Origin of the sequence: Chryseolinea serpens, from assembly GCF_900129725.1 — a bacterium.
GTDB classification, from domain to species: domain Bacteria; phylum Bacteroidota; class Bacteroidia; order Cytophagales; family Cyclobacteriaceae; genus Chryseolinea; species Chryseolinea serpens.
Genome location: NZ_FQWQ01000001.1, coordinates 2,717,883 through 2,735,764 on the forward strand (window position 1 = coordinate 2,717,883; position 17,882 = coordinate 2,735,764).

Annotated in this window: 11 protein-coding genes; 6 read left to right on the forward strand and 5 right to left on the reverse strand. The window is 53.8% G+C overall.

All coding sequences use genetic code 11. The annotated features are described in order from the left end of the window. Positions 1-10: 10 nt before the first annotated feature. A complete protein-coding gene (locus BUB30_RS10850) occupies positions 11-436 on the reverse strand; it encodes a hypothetical protein (RefSeq protein ID WP_143164859.1) in 426 nt (141 codons plus the stop codon). Between the two features lie 236 nt (positions 437-672). Between BUB30_RS10850 and BUB30_RS10855 the strand changes: the two genes are divergently transcribed. The 5 genes from BUB30_RS10855 to BUB30_RS10875 all read left to right on the forward strand — a co-directional run bounded on the left by BUB30_RS10855 (position 673) and on the right by BUB30_RS10875 (position 6,397). Further along, complete coding sequence (locus tag BUB30_RS10855; protein WP_073133541.1) at positions 673-1,776, forward strand: TlpA disulfide reductase family protein; 1,104 nt, start codon at positions 673-675, stop codon at positions 1,774-1,776. A gap of 76 nt (positions 1,777-1,852) precedes the next feature. Next, on the forward strand, positions 1,853-2,395 hold the full coding sequence (pyrR, locus tag BUB30_RS10860; RefSeq protein ID WP_178377074.1) for a bifunctional pyr operon transcriptional regulator/uracil phosphoribosyltransferase PyrR: 543 nt from the start codon (positions 1,853-1,855) through the stop codon (positions 2,393-2,395). A gap of 5 nt (positions 2,396-2,400) precedes the next feature. Continuing rightward, the gene (locus tag BUB30_RS10865; protein ID WP_073133545.1) at positions 2,401-3,324 is read left to right on the forward strand and encodes an aspartate carbamoyltransferase catalytic subunit; all 924 of its coding nucleotides are present in this window, start codon (positions 2,401-2,403) and stop codon (positions 3,322-3,324) included. Between the two features lie 114 nt (positions 3,325-3,438). Continuing rightward, positions 3,439-4,809: a pyridoxal-phosphate dependent enzyme gene (locus BUB30_RS10870; protein ID WP_073133547.1), complete on the forward strand. Its 1,371-nt coding sequence runs from the start codon at positions 3,439-3,441 to the stop codon at positions 4,807-4,809. 61 nt (positions 4,810-4,870) lie between these two features. Continuing rightward, positions 4,871-6,397 carry a tetratricopeptide repeat protein gene (locus BUB30_RS10875; RefSeq protein ID WP_073133549.1) on the forward strand — a complete coding sequence of 509 codons (1,527 nt, stop codon included), beginning with the start codon at positions 4,871-4,873 and terminating at the stop codon, positions 6,395-6,397. On the opposite strand, the gene BUB30_RS10880 is transcribed toward BUB30_RS10875, so the two are convergent. The 3 genes from BUB30_RS10880 to BUB30_RS10890 all read right to left on the reverse strand — a co-directional run bounded on the left by BUB30_RS10880 (position 6,398) and on the right by BUB30_RS10890 (position 15,813). Then, a complete protein-coding gene (locus BUB30_RS10880; protein ID WP_073133551.1) occupies positions 6,398-7,720 on the reverse strand; it encodes an OmpA family protein in 1,323 nt (440 codons plus the stop codon). An 89-nt stretch (positions 7,721-7,809) separates the two neighbouring features. Next, positions 7,810-10,176, reverse strand: a complete 2,367-nt coding sequence (gene pbpC / locus BUB30_RS10885; RefSeq protein WP_073133553.1) for a penicillin-binding protein 1C — start codon at positions 10,174-10,176, stop codon at positions 7,810-7,812. Positions 10,177-10,239: 63 nt separating this feature from the next. Beyond that, positions 10,240-15,813, reverse strand: coding sequence for an alpha-2-macroglobulin family protein (locus tag BUB30_RS10890; protein ID WP_073133555.1), 5,574 nt, complete (start codon positions 15,811-15,813; stop codon positions 10,240-10,242). Positions 15,814-16,424: 611 nt separating this feature from the next. On the opposite strand from BUB30_RS10890, the gene BUB30_RS10895 reads away from it, so the two are divergent. Further along, positions 16,425-17,045, forward strand: coding sequence for a response regulator transcription factor (locus tag BUB30_RS10895; protein WP_262485800.1), 621 nt, complete (start codon positions 16,425-16,427; stop codon positions 17,043-17,045). On the opposite strand, the gene BUB30_RS10900 is transcribed toward BUB30_RS10895, so the two are convergent. Beyond that, positions 17,012-17,806 (reverse strand): sensor histidine kinase, encoded by a 795-nt coding sequence (locus BUB30_RS10900; RefSeq protein ID WP_073133559.1) that lies wholly within the window; start codon positions 17,804-17,806, stop codon positions 17,012-17,014. The two genes, BUB30_RS10895 and BUB30_RS10900, sit on opposite strands and share 34 nt — an antisense overlap. Between the last annotated feature and the right edge of the window lie 76 nt (positions 17,807-17,882).

A 17,882-nucleotide genomic window follows, 5' to 3' on the forward strand; every position in this document is an offset into this window, starting at 1 on the left:
TTTGTTATCATCACTCATCCCTTTCCAGCCGGTTGTCGTTTTTGCGGATATGATGCTGGATCGTCTGAATGATGTCCCAATCGAAATTCGGAAAGTTTTGTTCAATGGTCTCGATGATGGACACCAGCTGTGTTTCCAGAAGTTTGAATTGATTATCGCGTTTCTCGTAGTGAGCACTGAATTTCTTCAGCCAATAGTAGCGATTCACCAGGCAAGCCAGCGCATCGGGACGGACGGGTTTTAGCAGGTGAGGCGTGTGGGTCAGGAACAGATAGTTCCGCAAGGGCATCGAACCTTTGATAAAGGAAAAGGTCAGGGTGCTGTCGTGTAGGTTGTCCGTGATGTTGTCCAGTTGCTTTCTGTCGATGCGGTCAAAATAGGAAGGTCCGAGAATGTGAATGGTGTCTAGCCCGCCCGTGTTCGGTAGTTTGGTCACAAAAAATAGGTTTGTGTTCGTCATATCGCTTCCATTCGTTAAACGCTTCAAATGTGACCTGATCTTCTGAAAGTTTTTTGCAGTTCATAAAATCGGCAGAAAACCATGCTTGCGTGGTTCTTTGAAAACGGGTATAGGCGCTCGTCATTAACTTCGGTAGTGGAAAACTTTTTTCTATGTTCGCGCATCCTTCATAAGCATCCAAAAATACATTTCATCTTTTAATACATTATCTCATGTTAAAAAAAGTACTCTTCGTCGCTATCGCATGGACAGCCTTCGCTTGCCAACAGAAAAAAAGCGATGCCTTGTCAACATTTTCCATTCAAGGCAACGTGAAAGGGTTTGCTGACAGCACGTGGTTTTTCCTGGAGTATAATGATCACGTACTGGATTCAGCACAGGTAATGAAAGATCAGTTTCAACTCACAGGTCCGTTCCCCGACTCTCTGCCGGCGGCACAAATGATCCTGCATACCAAGAACTACACCGATTATAAATTCTTCTGGGTAGAGCCCACGGCGCTCACGCTCACGGGAGAAAAGGGAAAATTCAGGAGCACACTGATATCAGGATCCGCTACACAACGCATGAGTGATCAGTATGATGAATTCCTCGCGCCCGGCCAGGAGAAAGTAGACAGCTTGAGAAGACTTATTTACTCCCCCGCATCACCAGCCCAGGCCGACACAACGATGTTGATGGCTCAGCTGCGGGCCGCCGAAAGCGCTTTGCAAGATCGCTCGATAACGTTCCTGCACGATCACCCCGAATCCATCATCAGCGCAAACATCCTCAGCATCATGGGCTCGACGTATGGTAGGAAGACAACCCAGGAACTGTACGATCATTTTACCGACGCCAACAAACAGACCTCCTTCGGCAAAGACATTCACCAGTATCTCGCACTGAGTCGCAACCTGAAGATCGGCGATCACTATGCCGACTTCGAACAGCCGACACCCGACGGCAAGCGACTCAAACTATCGGCCGTGCCCGGCAAACTCGTCCTGCTCGAATTCTGGGCCGCCTGGTGCGGACCTTGCCGCCAGGAGAATCCAACACTGGTGAAGACGTATGCCGAGTTCCGCAAAAGAGGATTCGAGATCTTGGGTGTTTCACTGGACAACAAGCGCGCCCACTGGCTGGCCGCCATTAAAAATGACAGCTTGCCGTGGCCCCAGGTGAGCGACCTGAGGGGACCCCACAACGAAGCCGCCATGATCTATGACGTCAATGGCATCCCTATGAACTTTCTGATCGACGACAAAGGCATTATCGTGGCCAAATCGCTTCGCGGCGAAGATTTGAGAAAGCGATTGGCGGAAATGTTGAAGTAGGGCGGTAACCCTTTTTTTATTACCTGCAGCGCCCGGGGATTTATCTTTCGGTAATTATTATATTTGCCTGGCCATTATGCAGAAAAAACTCATCCTCGACACCGATCTCCTGGACATTACCATAAGGCGTCTTTGCCAGCAATTAATTGAAAATCACAACGATTTCGCTGACACCGTCATCATCGGGATGCAACCGAGAGGCATTTTTCTGGCCGAAATCATCCACAAAAAGTTAGAGCAGGACACGGGCAAGACCATTTTGCTGGGCTACCTCGATGCCACGTTCTACCGCGACGATTTCAGACGTCGCGAGACTCCCGTCAAAGCCAATGAGACCCGCGTTCCCTTTATCATCGAAGGCAAAAAAGTGGTGCTGGTCGACGACGTGCTATTCACCGGCCGTTCCATCCGCGCGGCCATGGATGCCATGATCGCCTTTGGCCGGCCGGCCACCGTGGAACTGCTGGTGCTGATCGATCGCAAATACAACCGCGAACTGCCCATTGCTGCCGACTATATCGGCAAAGTGGTGAACACCCTAACCTCCCAGCGCGTGCTGGTGGAGCTGGAAGCCCAAGGTCACAAACAAAATAAAATCTGGTTGATCAACAAGGATTAAGGTCTATGTCTAAACTCAGTCAAAAACACCTGCTTGGTATCAAAGACATCACCCCGGAAGACATCGAGCTTATTTTTGAGACCGCCGACAATTTCAAAGAGGTCATCAACCGCCCCATCAAGAAAGTGCCCTCTTTGCGGGATGTGACCATCGCCAACGTATTTTTTGAGAACTCCACACGCACCCGCCTTTCGTTCGAACTCGCCCAAAAACGCCTGTCGGCCGACGTCATCAATTTTTCGGCTTCCAACAGCTCCGTAAAAAAGGGTGAAACGCTGCTCGACACCGTCAACAATATCCTGGCGATGAAGGTGGACATGATCGTGATGCGCCACGCCAGTCCCGGGGCCCCGCACTACCTGGCCAAACACATCTCGGCCAACATCGTGAACGCCGGCGACGGTACCCACGAACACCCCACCCAAGCCCTGCTCGATGCCTTTTCCATCCGTGAAAAGCTGGGCGACCTGGCGGGTAAAAAGATCGCCATCATCGGCGACATCCTGCATTCGCGGGTGGCGCTTTCCAATATCTTCGCCCTGAAAAAACTGGGCGCCAAGGTGATGGTGTGCGGGCCTCCGACGTTGTTGCCCAAGTTCATTGCCCAACTGGGCGTGGAGGTGGAGCTGGATGTCAAAAAGGCCCTGCAGTGGTGCGATGTGGCCAACGTGCTGCGCATTCAGCTGGAGCGCCAGCAGATCAAATACTTCCCTTCCCTGCGGGAATATTCTCTGTATTATGGCATTAACAAGCGGATGTTGGACGGCCTCAAAAAGCAGATCATCATCATGCACCCCGGTCCCATCAACCGCGGAGTCGAACTGACCAGCGATGCGGCCGATTCGCCGCATTCCATCATCCTGGACCAGGTCGAAAATGGGGTTGCCGTGCGCATGGCCGTGCTCTACCTGCTGGCCGGAGCCAAGTAACAAAGTCCCCGAAAAAAGCCTTGAAAACGGGTTTTCCGTCGATGTACTCCCATTCCTTTTCCTGAAATCGCTCTATAATTTTCCGTAATTTTGTCCCCTACAAAAAAAGGGAGCATGATCTACAATTCCATTATTGAAACCATCGGGAACACCCCCATGGTGAAGCTGAACAAAATGACGAAAGGCATTGCCGGGACCATCCTGGCCAAAGTGGAATACTTCAATCCCGGGAACTCCACCAAGGATCGCATGGCGCTCAAAATGGTAGAAGACGCCGAGAAAGCAGGCCTCCTCAAACCCGGCGGAACGATCATTGAAGGTACGTCCGGCAACACCGGCATGGGACTGGCGCTGGCGGCGGCCGCCAAAGGCTATCGCTGCATCTTTACGATGGCCGATAAACAGTCGCAGGAAAAGATCAACATCCTGAAATCGGTTGGCGCAGAAGTGATCGTGTGCCCCACCAACGTGGCCCCTGACGATCCGCGCTCCTACTATTCTATCGCGCGCAAACTCAACAAGGAAATCGCCAACTCTTTTTATCCCAATCAATACGACAACCTGAGCAACACGGCCGCTCACTACGAAACCACAGGGCCGGAGATCTGGAAGCAAACCGAAGGCAAGATCACACACTATGTGGCGACGGTAGGAACCGGTGGCTCCATGTGTGGCACTGCCAAGTATCTGAAAGAACAAAATCCCAAGCTGGTCACGGTGGGCATCGACACCTACGGTTCGGTATTCAAAAAATATAAAGAGACGGGCATCTTCGATGAGAATGAGATCTATCCGTATCTCACCGAGGGCTTTGGCGAAGACATTCTGCCCAAGAACGTCAACTTCGACGTGATCGATCATTTCATTAAGGTGACAGACAAGGATGGCGCCATTGGTGCACGCCGGCTGTCGCGTGAAGAAGGATTGTTTGTGGGATGGTCCAGCGGTTCGGCCATTCACGGCGCACTGGAATATGCGCGCGAGCATTTGAAGAAGGACGATATGATGGTGATCCTCCTTCCGGATCACGGCACACGCTACCTGGCCAAGGTCTATAACGACCAATGGATGAAGGACCACGGTTTCCTGGAAACCCGTTCGTTCGGCTCGGCCCGCGAGATCATTGCCAGTCGCAATGGCAAGAACAGTCTGTACACCGTCAGCAAGAACTCAAAAGTCGGCGATGCCATCCTGGTGATGAACCGTGAAGGCATCGACCAGATCCCGGTAACGGAGAATGAAAACTTCGTGGGCAGCGTGAGCTCCAGCAGTTTGCTGGAGAAGATCATCCAGGACCCGCAGCTGCAAACCAAGCAAGTAGGCGACATCATGGACAAGCCCATGCAGTTCGTGGCGCCCGACAGCACCCTGGATGTACTTTCATCGCTTTTGAATAAAGACAACAAAGCCGTTTTGGTGAGAGATGCACAAGAGAAGGTGCACATCATTACCCAACACGATGTCTTGAAGGCCATGACGAGTTAATCATTCTGCCAGAGGTTACTGCCTCTCCCTTTCGGCGTATCAAGAATCAATCTTCGCGGATTTGAAGTTTCCTTCCATCATACTCATTCTCCTGATATCCGTCAGCCCCTCGCTGGCGCAATTCACGTTGCCCGACAGTATCCAGCAGAAGTTCATGGGCATGGCGCTCGACAGCAACTATGTGATCAAATTGAACGCGCTGGCTTCTTCGTATCTGAAGACCAATCCAGCCGCCTCGCGGCACGTCAGCTCTTATGTGATCAACCTTTCGACGCAAATCAAATATACCCGAGGCTATGCGCGGGCGCTCACGCTGATGGGAAACTCTTATTGGCATGAAGGCATCTACGAGTTCGCTCAAAACTATTACTTGCTGGCGGCCCGTCAATACCTGGGCATTCACGACAGCTTTGGCCTGTCGGGGGTGTACAACAACATCGGCGAGGTGAACAAGCGGCTGGGTGAAAATGAACGCGCACTGGAATACCTGCAGCGTTCCCTGGATCTGAAACGCGGCGACTCCACCCGTGCGCTGACACTCTACAACATCGGCGAGCTTTATGTTACCATGCACCAATACGGGAAGGCAGAAGACTACCTGAACCATGCCCTCACCTTGGCGCAAGTGAGCAAAGACGAGCGCGTCATCGCCTACTGTCACTGGTGTTTTGCCCGCATCAACGTGGATCGAAAAGATTTCACCAAGGCCTTCCAGGAATTTCAGTTGGCTCAGGATGCCTGGATCTCGCTGGGGGAAACGCGGTCACTCGTTCAAACCTACCAGGATATGGCCCGCGCGCGGCGCCTGCAAGGCAACCTCAACGATGCGCTCCTGTATCTCAACAAGGCCTCCGACCTATCGAAAACACTCCAGGTACCCGACCTGCGCATCACCGCCTTCCTGGAATATTTCCGCATCGACAGCACCCTGGGACATTACGACCGGGCCCTCTATTTTCTGACGCGTCACAATGCGTTGAAGGATAGTGTGTATTCGTTGCTGAAGTCAGAGCAGGTGGAAAGGGTGCAGGCCATCTATGAAACCGAAATGCGAGAGCGCGAGAACCGGGAGCTGCGCATCGAAAAAGAATTGAAGGATGCGCAATTGGTGGAACGGGAGAACCTGATCGCTGCGGTGTCCATTCTACTGGTTATTACGGCCGTATTCGCGATCATCTTGTTTCGTCAACGCCGGAAGATCCTTGTGGCCAACGCCGGTCTGAAAGAGAAAAACGAGGAGATCCATTCCCAGAAAAATTCCATTGAACTCCAGGCCGCCTCGTTGCTGAAACTGAACGAGACCTTGCAAGATCTGAACCGTTCGCTGGAGACCCGTATCGACGAACGCTCACGCCAGTTGGTGGTTCAAAACCAAAAGCTTGCAGAATATACGTTTGTGAATGCACACAAATTACGGGCGCCGGTAGCCAGCATGCTGGGGCTGATCAGCCTGATCCAACAGGCCGATCCTCATGAGCACGAAATCATTTTGAACCATCTGAAAACCTGCGGGGATCAACTGGACCGCATCATCCGCGAGATCAGCCAGAACCTGGAGACCTCTATCCACCCCGAGAAAAAGGACTGATCAGTTCTCTAGTATTTCTACTTCCACGCGCACGTTCTCTTGCGCCCGCGTACTGTTCTTATCCTGCAGCGGCCGCTTGCCGCCCCATGCCTTGATCTCTATGCGTTTGGGGTCGATGCCGTTGTTGATCAGGAAGTCGCGAATGATCTCCGCGCGCGCTTCCGACAATTGTTTGGCCGAGCCAAAGCCTTCTTTGGTGTCGGTGAGTGAGAAGTAGTTCTTGCTGTCTTTGGCCATGGAAATGATCTTGCCGGCCGCGCTACCGTTGGTGTGGCCGTGAAGCTTTATTTTATACTTCGGATTTTCATTCAACATATCCAGCAAACTGGTCACCTCATAGCGCGACTCGGGCCGCATGATGGCCGCATCCTTAAAGAAGAAGACGTTATACATGACGGCTACATCCCCTCGCTGCAGACGCACGAGGTCGAAAGGGACCACGATATCGCCCTGGTCGTCGGCAGCGATGCCCTCGCCTTCGGGGGCGTTATAGTTGATGTCGTGTTGCACTTTGCGGTAGCCGAACACTTCGGAGACCAATGAGATCTGGCCCGACTTGTTGGCGGGTGTCGAGACCTTTACCGGCGCGTTTCCTTTATAGGTACCCATTTTTCGGGCGCGCTCCGTGTCGATGGCATCTACTTCCCCTTCTACCTGGGTTTGATCCATCGCGCGAATGAGTTTGAAAAAGAAGCGTTTTCCCTCCACGCCATTATCCGGCTCCGTCTTCACCGTGGCGGGGGCAGGTGCGGCGGTTGAAGGGGTTGTTGCTGTTTCATTTGCAGCGGCAACGGCGGCTGTCCCGGAAGGCGACAGCGAACGGCTCTGTTCTGGTGTTGTTTCGGTTGGGCTAGCGGCTGACGATGTTGATTTGGATCCCGTTGACGACGCGGGATCACGGCGCTTCACATCGGCCATGCTCTGCCGGGTCTCGGGATTGATGTCGGTGCCACTGGCATCGGCTATGGCTCCGTCGCTTTGCTTGCCGAGCGGGCCGTGATAGACCCAGGTGTCTGTGAATTCGGACTCCTGTCGCAGGCGTAGCGCTTCGCGGATGGCCAGGGAGTGGTCGTCCGTGCTCAGCACATAGACATAGTACAGGCGTCGGTTTGCGTTCATTTCGAACCGGGCGTTCACTTTCAGCTCCGAGTGGGCCCGGGCCGTGAATCGCAGGGCGTTCCGGTGCACCGAGAAGGCGCCGATAACGACATAATTCGGAGTCTCCTCCATTGGCGCTTGCTCCATGCGCGCCGCTACGGTAGGTTGATCAAAAAGAATAATGGCTAAAATCCCTACCAGTGCAAAAAATCTGTAGGTCTTCATAACACTGGGTTTATTGTGCAAGCACAAAAAGTTCCACGAATATAGCAAAGAATCAACAAAATACAATTAAGATTCTACCTGTCAGGGGCTTACATTTTTGACAGAACTTCGAAGGATTGTTCCACAGATTCGCCATTCTCGTCCACCAAGGTAAGGGTGTGCCGCCCCTCCCCCAGCCGCAGCGGAAACTTGTGGGTCCGCTGGGTGCTGCCGATGTATTCACCATCGAGGTGCCAATAGACCATCACCGTGGAATTGCGATGCGCCAACTCGAACACCGTGCTCCCCAACGTACCGTCTAGATCACGGGGAATAAAAATTTTTGCGCCGGGCTTGGGATAGATCAGGTCCATCATGGCCAAACCCGATGCGGCCTCACAATCTTTCCGGAAAGGAGGCAGCGAACGATACGATAGCGCATGAGCCTTGAAATAATATTCCTGCGCAGGAGGCAACACAAACCACCGGGCTTCCACCATGCGCGCCGCAGGTTCACAAGAGTTGTGAACCCTGAATTTTTTGTCTTTGGTGAGGTACACTGTTTTATGATACGGGCATGCAGCGCTTTGCAGACCCTGCTTCACGATCCAGGCAGTATCCACTGCGTTGCACTGTGGTGTATTGCGGTGACCACTTTCGGCGCACACGGTGATCTGCTCCATTTCCATGCGTGGAAGTTCGAACCACCGCTGGCCGTCCAGTTGGGCAAAGATGTCGAACAGGAGCGGTGAGGCAGCGTCTGTCCCGGTGAGACCCGGGCGTCCTTCGCCATCGGCATTGCCCACCCACACGCCCACCACAAAATCGGGTGTTACGCCAACGGCCCAGCCATCGCGAAAGCCAAAGCTGGTGCCGGTTTTCCAGGCGATCTTTTTGGAGCTGTTAAAATAGCGCCAACCGGTTTCTTCGCCGGGGCGGTAGAGTTCTTTCAACGCGTCGAAGGTTTGGTAGATGGCTCCAGCGCTTATCCATGACGTTGCGTCAAGCGTGGGTGTTTCTTGCGTGGTGGTGTCGCCCGGCGTGTACTGCAGGGCATGAAAATCATTTCGATCGTAGCGGTTTGATCCGGGGTGTTCAAAATAGTTCGTCAGCGTGCGCGCCATGGAGGCGTACATGCCGGTTATATCCCACAGCGTGCCTTCGGCGCCACCGAGGATGAGGGACAAACCGTAGTGATCGGGAGGTTTTGTCAGCGTAGAGAAGCCGATGTTGCTGAGTAGTGAATGAAATTTTTCATGCCGGTAGCTTTTTAAGAGGTGGACCGCCGGAATATTCAGCGACCGGATCAAGGCTTTGTCTGCTGCCACGACGCCGTCGTAGCTATGCGAAAAGTTTTTGGGAGAGAATCCGTTGATAAACGTCGGCACATCGGGCACCAACGTATGCGGCAATATTTTTCCCTCATCCAACATCGCGGCATAGAGGAAGGGTTTGAGAATGCTGCCGGTGCTGCGGGGTGCCATCACCACATCCACCGCGTCGCCATAATTTCCCGGGGCTTTCGTTTCGGTGTTTCCGACATAGGCCAACACGTTGCCGGTGCGCACATCGGCTACCACGGCTGCGGCATTAAAGATCTGATTGCTGGCGAGCCGTTGATGATGCTCGTTCACCAGTTGCTCAATCCGCAGTTGCAGGGCAGCGCGCAATGTCGTTTTCACTTTATAACCTTCCCGGCCTTCCTTTGCCACCCGTGCCAACAAGTGGCGCGCCAGGCGTGGCAACGGTTGGGGCGCTTCGGGTATAGGCTCATCCTGGGCCAGCGAACAGGCAAACGCATCGATGACGCCCTGCGCTTTCAAGGCCTCCAGGAGCCTGTCGCGCTTGGCCTTCAACCGCTCCCTGTTTTTCCCCGGGTGCATCAGCGACGGTGCATTGGGCAACACCGCCAGCAAAGCCGCTTCGCCCCAGGAAAGCTCCTGCGGGTCGCGACCAAAATACCGCCAACATGCAGCTTCCAGCCCTACCACATTTCCGCCGAAGGGCGCATGCGAAGCATACAGCGACAAGATCTCTTCTTTGGAGTGGCGCCACTCCAACCGCGTGGCCAGGATCATCTCGATCCCTTTCTGAAAAACCGTGCGCGCCTTTCCCCGTCGCGACAACCGGATCACTTGCATGGTGATGGTGCTACCACCACTCACCACACTCCCCGCCTTGATATTTTGTTTTATGGCACGCCCCATTGAAAGCAGATCGACTCCCGGGTGGCTGCGAAAGCGCTTGTCTTCGTACACCAGCAAAGCGGTTGAAAACTTTTCCGGCACCGTTTTGAGTTCCGGGAAACGCCATTGTCCGTCGGCGGCAATGGAGGCCCCCAACAGTTCGCCCTGTGCATCTTCCAGCACGGTACAATACGGATCGTCGAACAGGCGGTGGGGGAGAATAAAATAGTAGACAACGAGAAGAAGCACTGTCGCCACAACCCAAACCCTATACTTCTGCAGGCGTTTCATTTCTTTTGATAAAAAAGGTCCGCAGGCCGGCCGTGGGAAACAGCAAACCTGCGGACCGGAATGTTATTGCGTTACGCGTTTTGTCACCTCTACCTCCATACCTTTCTTGCGGGAGTAGATACTGTGATCATACATGGCCTCGCAGGACACGGCCGGCAAATAATACGTTCCACCATAGCTGGCGGTGAGCAATACCCGGAAGGTTTTGTGTTGGCCTGCTTTGAGATCGAAGTATGTGTAAACGCGGTCGTCGCGGATGTCCTGATACGTTGGCTTGTCGCTCTTGAGGCGGTCTTCGGCTTCGTCGAGGCGCAGGTTGTTGATCTCCCAGCCCGAGGGGAAGATCTGGTTGAGGGCCAGGTTTTCGTATGGGCCGCGCATACCGGGATTGGTCACGGTCACGGTCGCGATGAATTCCGTGCCTTGCTCGAGATGTGCCGGATCGATAGTGCCTCCATCGGTATCGGTGTAGGCTACGTTGACGGAGAGATTATTTTCCGCTTCCTCTTCGGTTCCACGCGCCGGGGTTCCATCGGTGATCAGCCGGAGGAACAAGGTCCCCTTGCTGGAGCTCACGACACTTACGGCCCGTGACTTAACCCCATCCACCGGCAACTGCACTTGGGCAACGGTGAGATCGGTCTGCGCTTCCAAGGTCTTGCCGTTGTAGGTGTACGTAAACTTGATCGGACCTTTCTTTTCAGAACCGGCAAAGGTTCCCACCGACTTGAGACACCACGCCACGGTTTGTGTGCTCATCCAATACGATCCGTTGCTCAACGAGGCGGAGATATCTTTTACCAGCTCGAAGCCTTTCACCCGATCGTTCAACAGCAGCAGCGTCTCCAGGATGATCGCTTCGTCGCGCAGGTCAGAACCATAGGAGTAGGCCATTTCCTGGTAGGGCTTCACCTTGGTGGGCAGGTTCGCGATCAGCTTTTTCGCAGCTTCGGGTTGTCCTGCTTTCGCATAGGAGGCGGCCAGCATCCACTTGGCGGTTGCCGGCAGCGACGGCAGTTCGCGCAGGCGGTTCATGGCTCCCATTTCAGGATCGCCCGCCAGGGCCAGCGAATACAAGCGATAGGCCTGGATCAATTCACTGCTGTAGAGGTCCTGGTTCTTGCGCCAGCCTTGCGCTTTATTGCGTTGGTATTTTTTCCAACGCTTCAACATATCCGCCGGAACAAAATAGCCTTTTGCCTCCGCTTCCAGGAGGAAGTGGCCGGCATAGGTCGACGCCCAACTCTGTGAGTCATCGTCGCCGGGCCAGTAGCCAAAACCGCCGTCGCGCGTCACAAACGACTTCAGCCGTTCGATGCCGGCCTTCACGTTGGTTTGGATTGCCGTCTTCTCGCCGTTGTTGAGTGTTTTTACCTGGTCGAGGTATAGTTGAGGGAAAACCGAAGACGTGGTTTGCTCGATACAACCATAAGGATATTGGAGGAGGTATTTCAAACGCTGGCCCAGGTTGATCGGCGGCAACGACGACAATTCCAGTGTGGCCGAGTTGGTGCCCGTCATGCCGATCGCGTCGACCGTGCCGTTCCAGGTCTTTCCGGCCTCCACCAGCGCTTCCGTTGCTTTGGAGATGGGCGGGTTGGCGTTGCGCACGTCGATCTCGATAACATCGGTGGCGGAATATTTTCCGGACGAAGCCGTTACTTCTACCTTGCCCACACCGGTGGCACTCTTCACGGTCAGATCAAAATCCACCGTCATGTCGGCGCCAGCCATTGTCACGCTTTGTGTTGGGTTGGCCACTTGCAGCGGGCTGGAGGCTTTCACGGTGATCTTTATGTCACGGATACTTTTCTCCATGGTGAATAGCGTGATGGGCAGCTTGAGCTTTTCTTCCGGGCCCAGCACGCGCGGCAACGTGGCCAACACCATGAGGGGCTTGCGCACCGGTGTGGCCTTCTCTGCTTTTCCATACGCGCCTTCATAGCCAGCCACCAGCATGGTCTTCACCGAACCGATGTATTGAGGCATGATAAATTTATGCTCCTGGCTGCCGCCACTCATCGTGAACGGTCCCATGAATTTGACCACGGGTTTGAAGCGGTTGGCTTTGGCGTCGTCTTCCTTGCCGCCCTCCATGTCGCCGCCGATGGCCAGCAGTCTTTCGACGCGCGATCCAAAGGCGCCCATCACATCGTCGTAGACGTCCCATGTTTTAACGCCCAGTGCCTCGCGGGCATAGAAGCGGCTCCAGGCATCCGGTGTTTTAAAGCGCGTAAGATCCAACAAGCCTTCGTCTACAACGGCCAGGGTATACGTCATTTTGCGGTTTGTCTTTTCCGATACTTTGATCGTCACTTCTTTGCCAGGCTCCAGCACGTCGGGCATGGCCAGGATGGGGTCCAGGTGCGTTTGGGCATCTTCCACGCCGATCGGTATGACGCCATACAAGCGCATGGGCAGGTCGTTGGTGGTTTGTGCATGAGGCTGGACCAGCGTGACATGCGCAAAAATGTTGGGGGTCATTTCTTTGGTGATCTCGAAAGTGAAAGGTGTGTCGCCTTTCTTGGTTTCCACCCAATAGGTTTGCAACACACTGCTGCCGTTCTCGATGCTGACCAACGCCCTCGCCTGGTCGCTGCCCGGGATGGTCAGCGTTGCCTTCTCTCCGATGGAGTAGGATGGTTTGTCGGACGAGAACGAAAGCATGGTGGCGCCTTCATTGCCGCCACGCGATCTGCCAGCCCAGCCCGGCCAATCGATGTACACGACTTTACCGGTAGTGTGACCCGATACGGGATCATATGCCTTCACATAGAACCGTCCCCATTCAGGATATTTGATCTTGAAGGTCCACGCCCCTTTTCCATTTACCGTACGGATCGTGCCCGTAGCCATCTCCTGGTTTGTTGTGGACGACATAAAATCGGCGTTCGAGCCTTCCGAGCTCCACCACCAACGCCAATCCAGTTTGTGGATTGACATTTGAATGCCGTCGTGTGACACGGGCTTGCCGTCGGCATCAACGGTGACCACGTCTACGCGGTGGGTCGTGTCGGTCAATAGCATGCCGCGCGCTTTGTCACCGAGGGGTAGCCGGATGCCGGTGAACGAACTGTAAGGATAATAAGGAATAGAGAAGCGATCGATGCTGAAGTTGCCGCTTTCCTCGTACACTTTGCCACGGAACACGGCGTTGAGCATACCGGGAGCATTTTCGGAGGGCTCCAGCGTGGTGTTCACCACAGCATTGCCCTCGTCGTCGGTGTTGCCTTCAAAGATGGGTTTCGCCTCACTGGAAAACGCGCGCGATGGGTCTTCAAATGTATAGTCCGGGTAGCGTTGGAATTTTGTTTCCGCTTTGGTGAGCAGCACTTCAAACTCCGCGCGCAGGTTGCGGCCCGGGGCGCCGTGCAACCATTTCACATTGAGCTTGCCCGATACATTGCTGTTGCCGGCCGTGATCTTTTCTACGCCAAAGTCCAGGTTAATTTTCAGACGGTTGGGCTTCACGGTCTCGATCTTTATGGGCTGCGAAAATTCCGCGCCTCCCACTTTCACACGTGCCGTCCAATTGCCGGTGGGCGCATCGGCCGCGGTGTTGGTGGCAAAAGAATAGAATCCGTTCTCGCCCGTGGAACGCACCAGCCGGTTGGTGACCTGTCCCTGCGGATTTTGGAGTTCCAACACCACGGGATGGGTGGCGGGCAGCAGCTTCATTTTATCTTCGAGGATGAAGGTCAGGTAGAGCGAATCACCCGGGCGCCATACGCCGCGCTCGCCATAAAGCAAGCCTTTCAATCCCTTGCTCACGCGTTCGCCACCCACATCGAAGTTGCTGATGGATAGCGATTCGCCATCCTGCATTTTCAGGTAGCCGCGTTGCGCGCCGTTTCTGGCCAGCAACACAAAAGGCGTCTCCTTTGATTTGATCACCGCCTTGCCATCCGAACCCGACGTGGCCGTGCCGATGGACATTTGTTGATAGTCGTATAGTTCGAGGATCACGCCCGAAAGCGGCTGCGTCGTTTTCAGGTCGCTGACGAGAATGGTGGTGTTGCCGTCGCTGCCACGTTTGGCCAGCAAGCCTAGATCGGATGCCAGCACATTGCGGCGGATGGTTTTGTCGCCGGTGTAATAGGAGCTGTTGCACGGATTGTCGCGTTGGTTCCAATCGTAGTCTTCCTCGTAATAGTATTCTTCGTAGGAATCCCAGTAGCTATTCTCATCTCCAGATTGCGCTTCCCAATCTTCGCCGCCCACGCCTTGCAGGTCGTTGGCGGAAGCGGTCTCTTCGCCGCCCTCACACACATAGGCCAGGTAGGAGCGCTTGAAGCCGATGCGCACCTGGTAGATGGCGCCGGGTTCGGTGTTGATCATTTTGGAAAGGTCGAGCGTGAAGCGGTTCCATTTGCCCAGGTCGGTCACGCCAGCGTTTTCCAGCGAGATCGTTTTGCGTAACATGGGCCGACCCACACGTTGCAGTTCCTGGCTACCTTCGTAGTCGTTGACCTGGAAGAATTGAAGAACGTTCTTTTCATAGATCTTCACGATCTCGACGTCCACCGACTTCAGGTTCACGGCTTCGAAGGGCATGATCAGTCCATCGGTGCCGGGAAGAATAGAGCCTTTGCCGGTGAAGCGCACGGCAGGATTCAGTTGCTCAAAGACGACATCCACGGTGGTGTCTTCCTTCATCTTATAATCCAGCACGTTGCGTATACCGGCTTCGAGCTTCAGGGTTTTGGAACCGGCCTGGCGAACGGGCGGATAGACGCGGATCTCGTTGTCTTTAATATCAAAGTCGAGTGTGCCTACGTCGTTGAGGGTGACCAGGCCGTCGAGGTTTTGTTTTTCATTGAGGGGATCGGAGAATTGGATGATGACATGCTGGCTGGAGCTTTGGTCCACGCGCACGTTCATCACTTTAAAGTCGCCCAAGGCGGGGATCTCCACTTCGCGGGTATCGCCCTGGCTGATGCCCAGGGGCTGGCCGTCCAGGGCGAGTTTCACAATGCTGGAGGTCTCTTTGCGGGCCACGTCTTCGATCACAAAGGGGTGTTGTTTGCCTTCGGCGGTGTGGGTCCACGTCACCTTCAGGGCTTTGCCTTCCTGGGAGGCTGCCATGATCTTTTCCACCGCAGCCGCGTCGGCCACGTCGGCGGTTACCAGGGTGCCCTCGACGCGTTGGCGTTTGAGTTCCGTTTTTACATAAGGTTTTACATTCTCGATGGAGACTTCGAAGTTTTGAGGAATGACCTGGAAGGAATATACAAAGGTCTTCAGCTCCTGCGGCACCTCCAGGAGTCGCGACAGCGCGAAGCTCACTTCATAGGTTTGGCCGGAGGTGAGACGGGCTTCGGGTTTGAACTCTACCGTACGGCGGTCAAGCCAAGTGGTCTTTCCCTTTACCGAGGGGCTAAAGGAGAAAAGGTTGACGGAAGTTTCCTGACCAACGGCCAGGGAGTCCACGGCGTCGGCGGCCAGGATGATCCGGAAGGTTGAACCGGAGCCAACCACACCCGCGGTGTAGGAAGAGATGTACTCGCCGAAGGCGGGATTGACGAAGGCTTGTGCAGGCTTGGTACCTTTGCTGGTGGTCGCATAAAATATACCTACGGCCAGGACCACAACGGTGACGATGCCGATGGCAACTTTCTTCCAGGGGATGTTTTGCATATGGATTGGGGAGATTTGTTGAAAAGATCGAAAAAAAACCGCTACCGAAATCGGTGGTACGAAAAAATAAAAAAACAGGAAGCGGGATGGAAAGAACGGCCTGCAGCAGGCGGCTTGTATGCGGCTGACCAAAAAAATAAAGCCTCCTATAAAAGATAAGAGGCTTTTCCAGAATTATGCCAACGATATTTCAAAAATGGATTCCGCTCAAGTTTTCCTTCTACTGATGAACGCTTCGAAATGATCATTCATAAGATATAATGAATGTATCGAAGGAAAGTAAACCTTATTTGGAGCCCAAGGTATCCACCCCGAAAAAGCAAAGCTCGCGATGAATCCATTCTTAACTTTTTAAAGATAGTCGAACCCTTATGTACAAGGCAATAGCGTTCAAAAAAACCCCCGGAAGCAGGGGGGTTATTGGTGGAGGTCAAACCAAAATTTTACAGCGGCTGTTCTCCATAAAAAGGGCCGAAACAGCGGTAAAAACGCATTGAAAAACCCCCGGAAGTAGGGGTTGATGGCTTGCAAAGGGTCGGTATCTTTGAAGTTGTCTAATAAGTTTGTACTTTCTAATACTGCAAATTGTGAAGAGTAGTATCTCCGTACTTGTGGCTGATGATCAGTTATTTATGCGTGAAAGCCTCCGGGCCATGCTGGAAAAGACCGCGTTTGTAAAAAAGATCTACGAAGCCGAAAACGGCCAAAAGGCCATGGAATTGATGGCCGAGAACGCTGTCGACGTGGCCTTGTTGGACATCCGCATGCCCGTTGTCGATGGATTTGAGGTGATCGAATATGTGCACAAGCTAAAACTGTCGACGCGCATCATCGCGCTGACGGCCTTTGATGAAGAGGCCATGATCCTGAACCTGATGCGGATGGGCATTTCGGGCATTCTTTTCAAGAAGACCACCCACATGCAGGAGATCTATACCGCCATCATCACGGTGTTGGAGGGCAAGCATTTCTATAACGAGAAAGTCAGCATCGTGCTGCACTCCAAGCCCGACGGCATTCACCATCCACCCCGAATCAAACTGACGGCCCGCGAATTCGAGATCATCGTTTTGCTCTGCCATGGCAACGGCACGAAAGATATCGCCGAGAAGCTTTTCCTGAGTGAGTACACCATCGAGGATTACCGGAAGGAGATCATCAAAAAGACGAACACCAAGAACACCTACGAGTTGATCCACTACGCGTTGAGCAACGGTATTGTCACTTTGTAGGGGTAGGTCACGACGAACAGTGTTCCTTTTTCGATGGGCTCGGTGACCACGGTGGCGCCGATGAGTTCGGCTCTTCGTTTCATGCCGGGCAGGCCCCGTCCACGGGCGGCGGCCCGTCGTTCGCCCACCGCGCGGTCTTTGCCGATGCCATCGTCTTTCACTTCGATGCGAAGGGATGTATCGGACCAGCGCATTTTCATGTTGATATTCCAGGCCAGCGAATGCCGCATGGCGTTGTTCACGATCTCCTGTACGATGCGGAAGAGCGTCACCTCCACCTCGTCGGGCATGCGCGTGACGTTGCCGGTCTCGAAGAACTCGATGTGAAAGGAGCGCAGCTCTTTGAGGTGGTCGCACATTTTCCAGAGCACATACGACAATCCCTTTTCGCGAAGGGATTCGGGCGCCAGGTTCCAGATAATATTTTGCACGCGGTTGAGCAGGTCGTTCAAATCGTGGTCGATGCGCAGCAACAGGCTTTTGTTACGTCCCGAAAGCGTGGGCTCCAGGCGCAGGTTCTCCAGCGCCAGGCGCGTGCCCGCCAACAGTTGGGCCAGGTCGTCGTGGAGATCGTGACCAATGCGTTTGCGTTCTTCTTCCAGCGACTCCTGTTGATCTTTCAGGGTCTGTCGCAGTTGCTCGTTTTCCTTTGCCAGCAATTCTTCACGCACTTGTTTTCTTGCGGAATGCAGGAAATACATCGACACCAGCACCACCAGCAGGGCGATGAGCGAGATCATCATGAAAATATTGTATCCCATTTCTTCGCCAACGTTTTGATACCGGAAGGTAGGCGTTATCGGCCGACTCTTCAAAAAAGTATAATTACAAAATTTT

Bases quoted from the DNA above. Each gene is read 5' to 3' on its own strand.
- BUB30_RS10865 (WP_073133545.1), top strand. From the start codon at position 2,401: ATGTCTAAACTCAGTCAAAAACACCTGCTTGGTATCAAAGACATCACC.
- BUB30_RS10890 (WP_073133555.1), bottom strand. From the start codon at position 15,813: ATGCAAAACATCCCCTGGAAGAAAGTTGCCATCGGCATCGTCACCGTT.
- pbpC (WP_073133553.1), bottom strand. From the start codon at position 10,176: ATGAAACGCCTGCAGAAGTATAGGGTTTGGGTTGTGGCGACAGTGCTT.
- BUB30_RS10870 (WP_073133547.1), top strand. From the start codon at position 3,439: ATGATCTACAATTCCATTATTGAAACCATCGGGAACACCCCCATGGTG.
- BUB30_RS10880 (WP_073133551.1), bottom strand. From the start codon at position 7,720: ATGAAGACCTACAGATTTTTTGCACTGGTAGGGATTTTAGCCATTATT.
- pyrR (WP_178377074.1), top strand. From the start codon at position 1,853: ATGCAGAAAAAACTCATCCTCGACACCGATCTCCTGGACATTACCATA.
- BUB30_RS10855 (WP_073133541.1), top strand. From the start codon at position 673: ATGTTAAAAAAAGTACTCTTCGTCGCTATCGCATGGACAGCCTTCGCT.
- BUB30_RS10900 (WP_073133559.1), bottom strand. From the start codon at position 17,806: ATGGGATACAATATTTTCATGATGATCTCGCTCATCGCCCTGCTGGTG.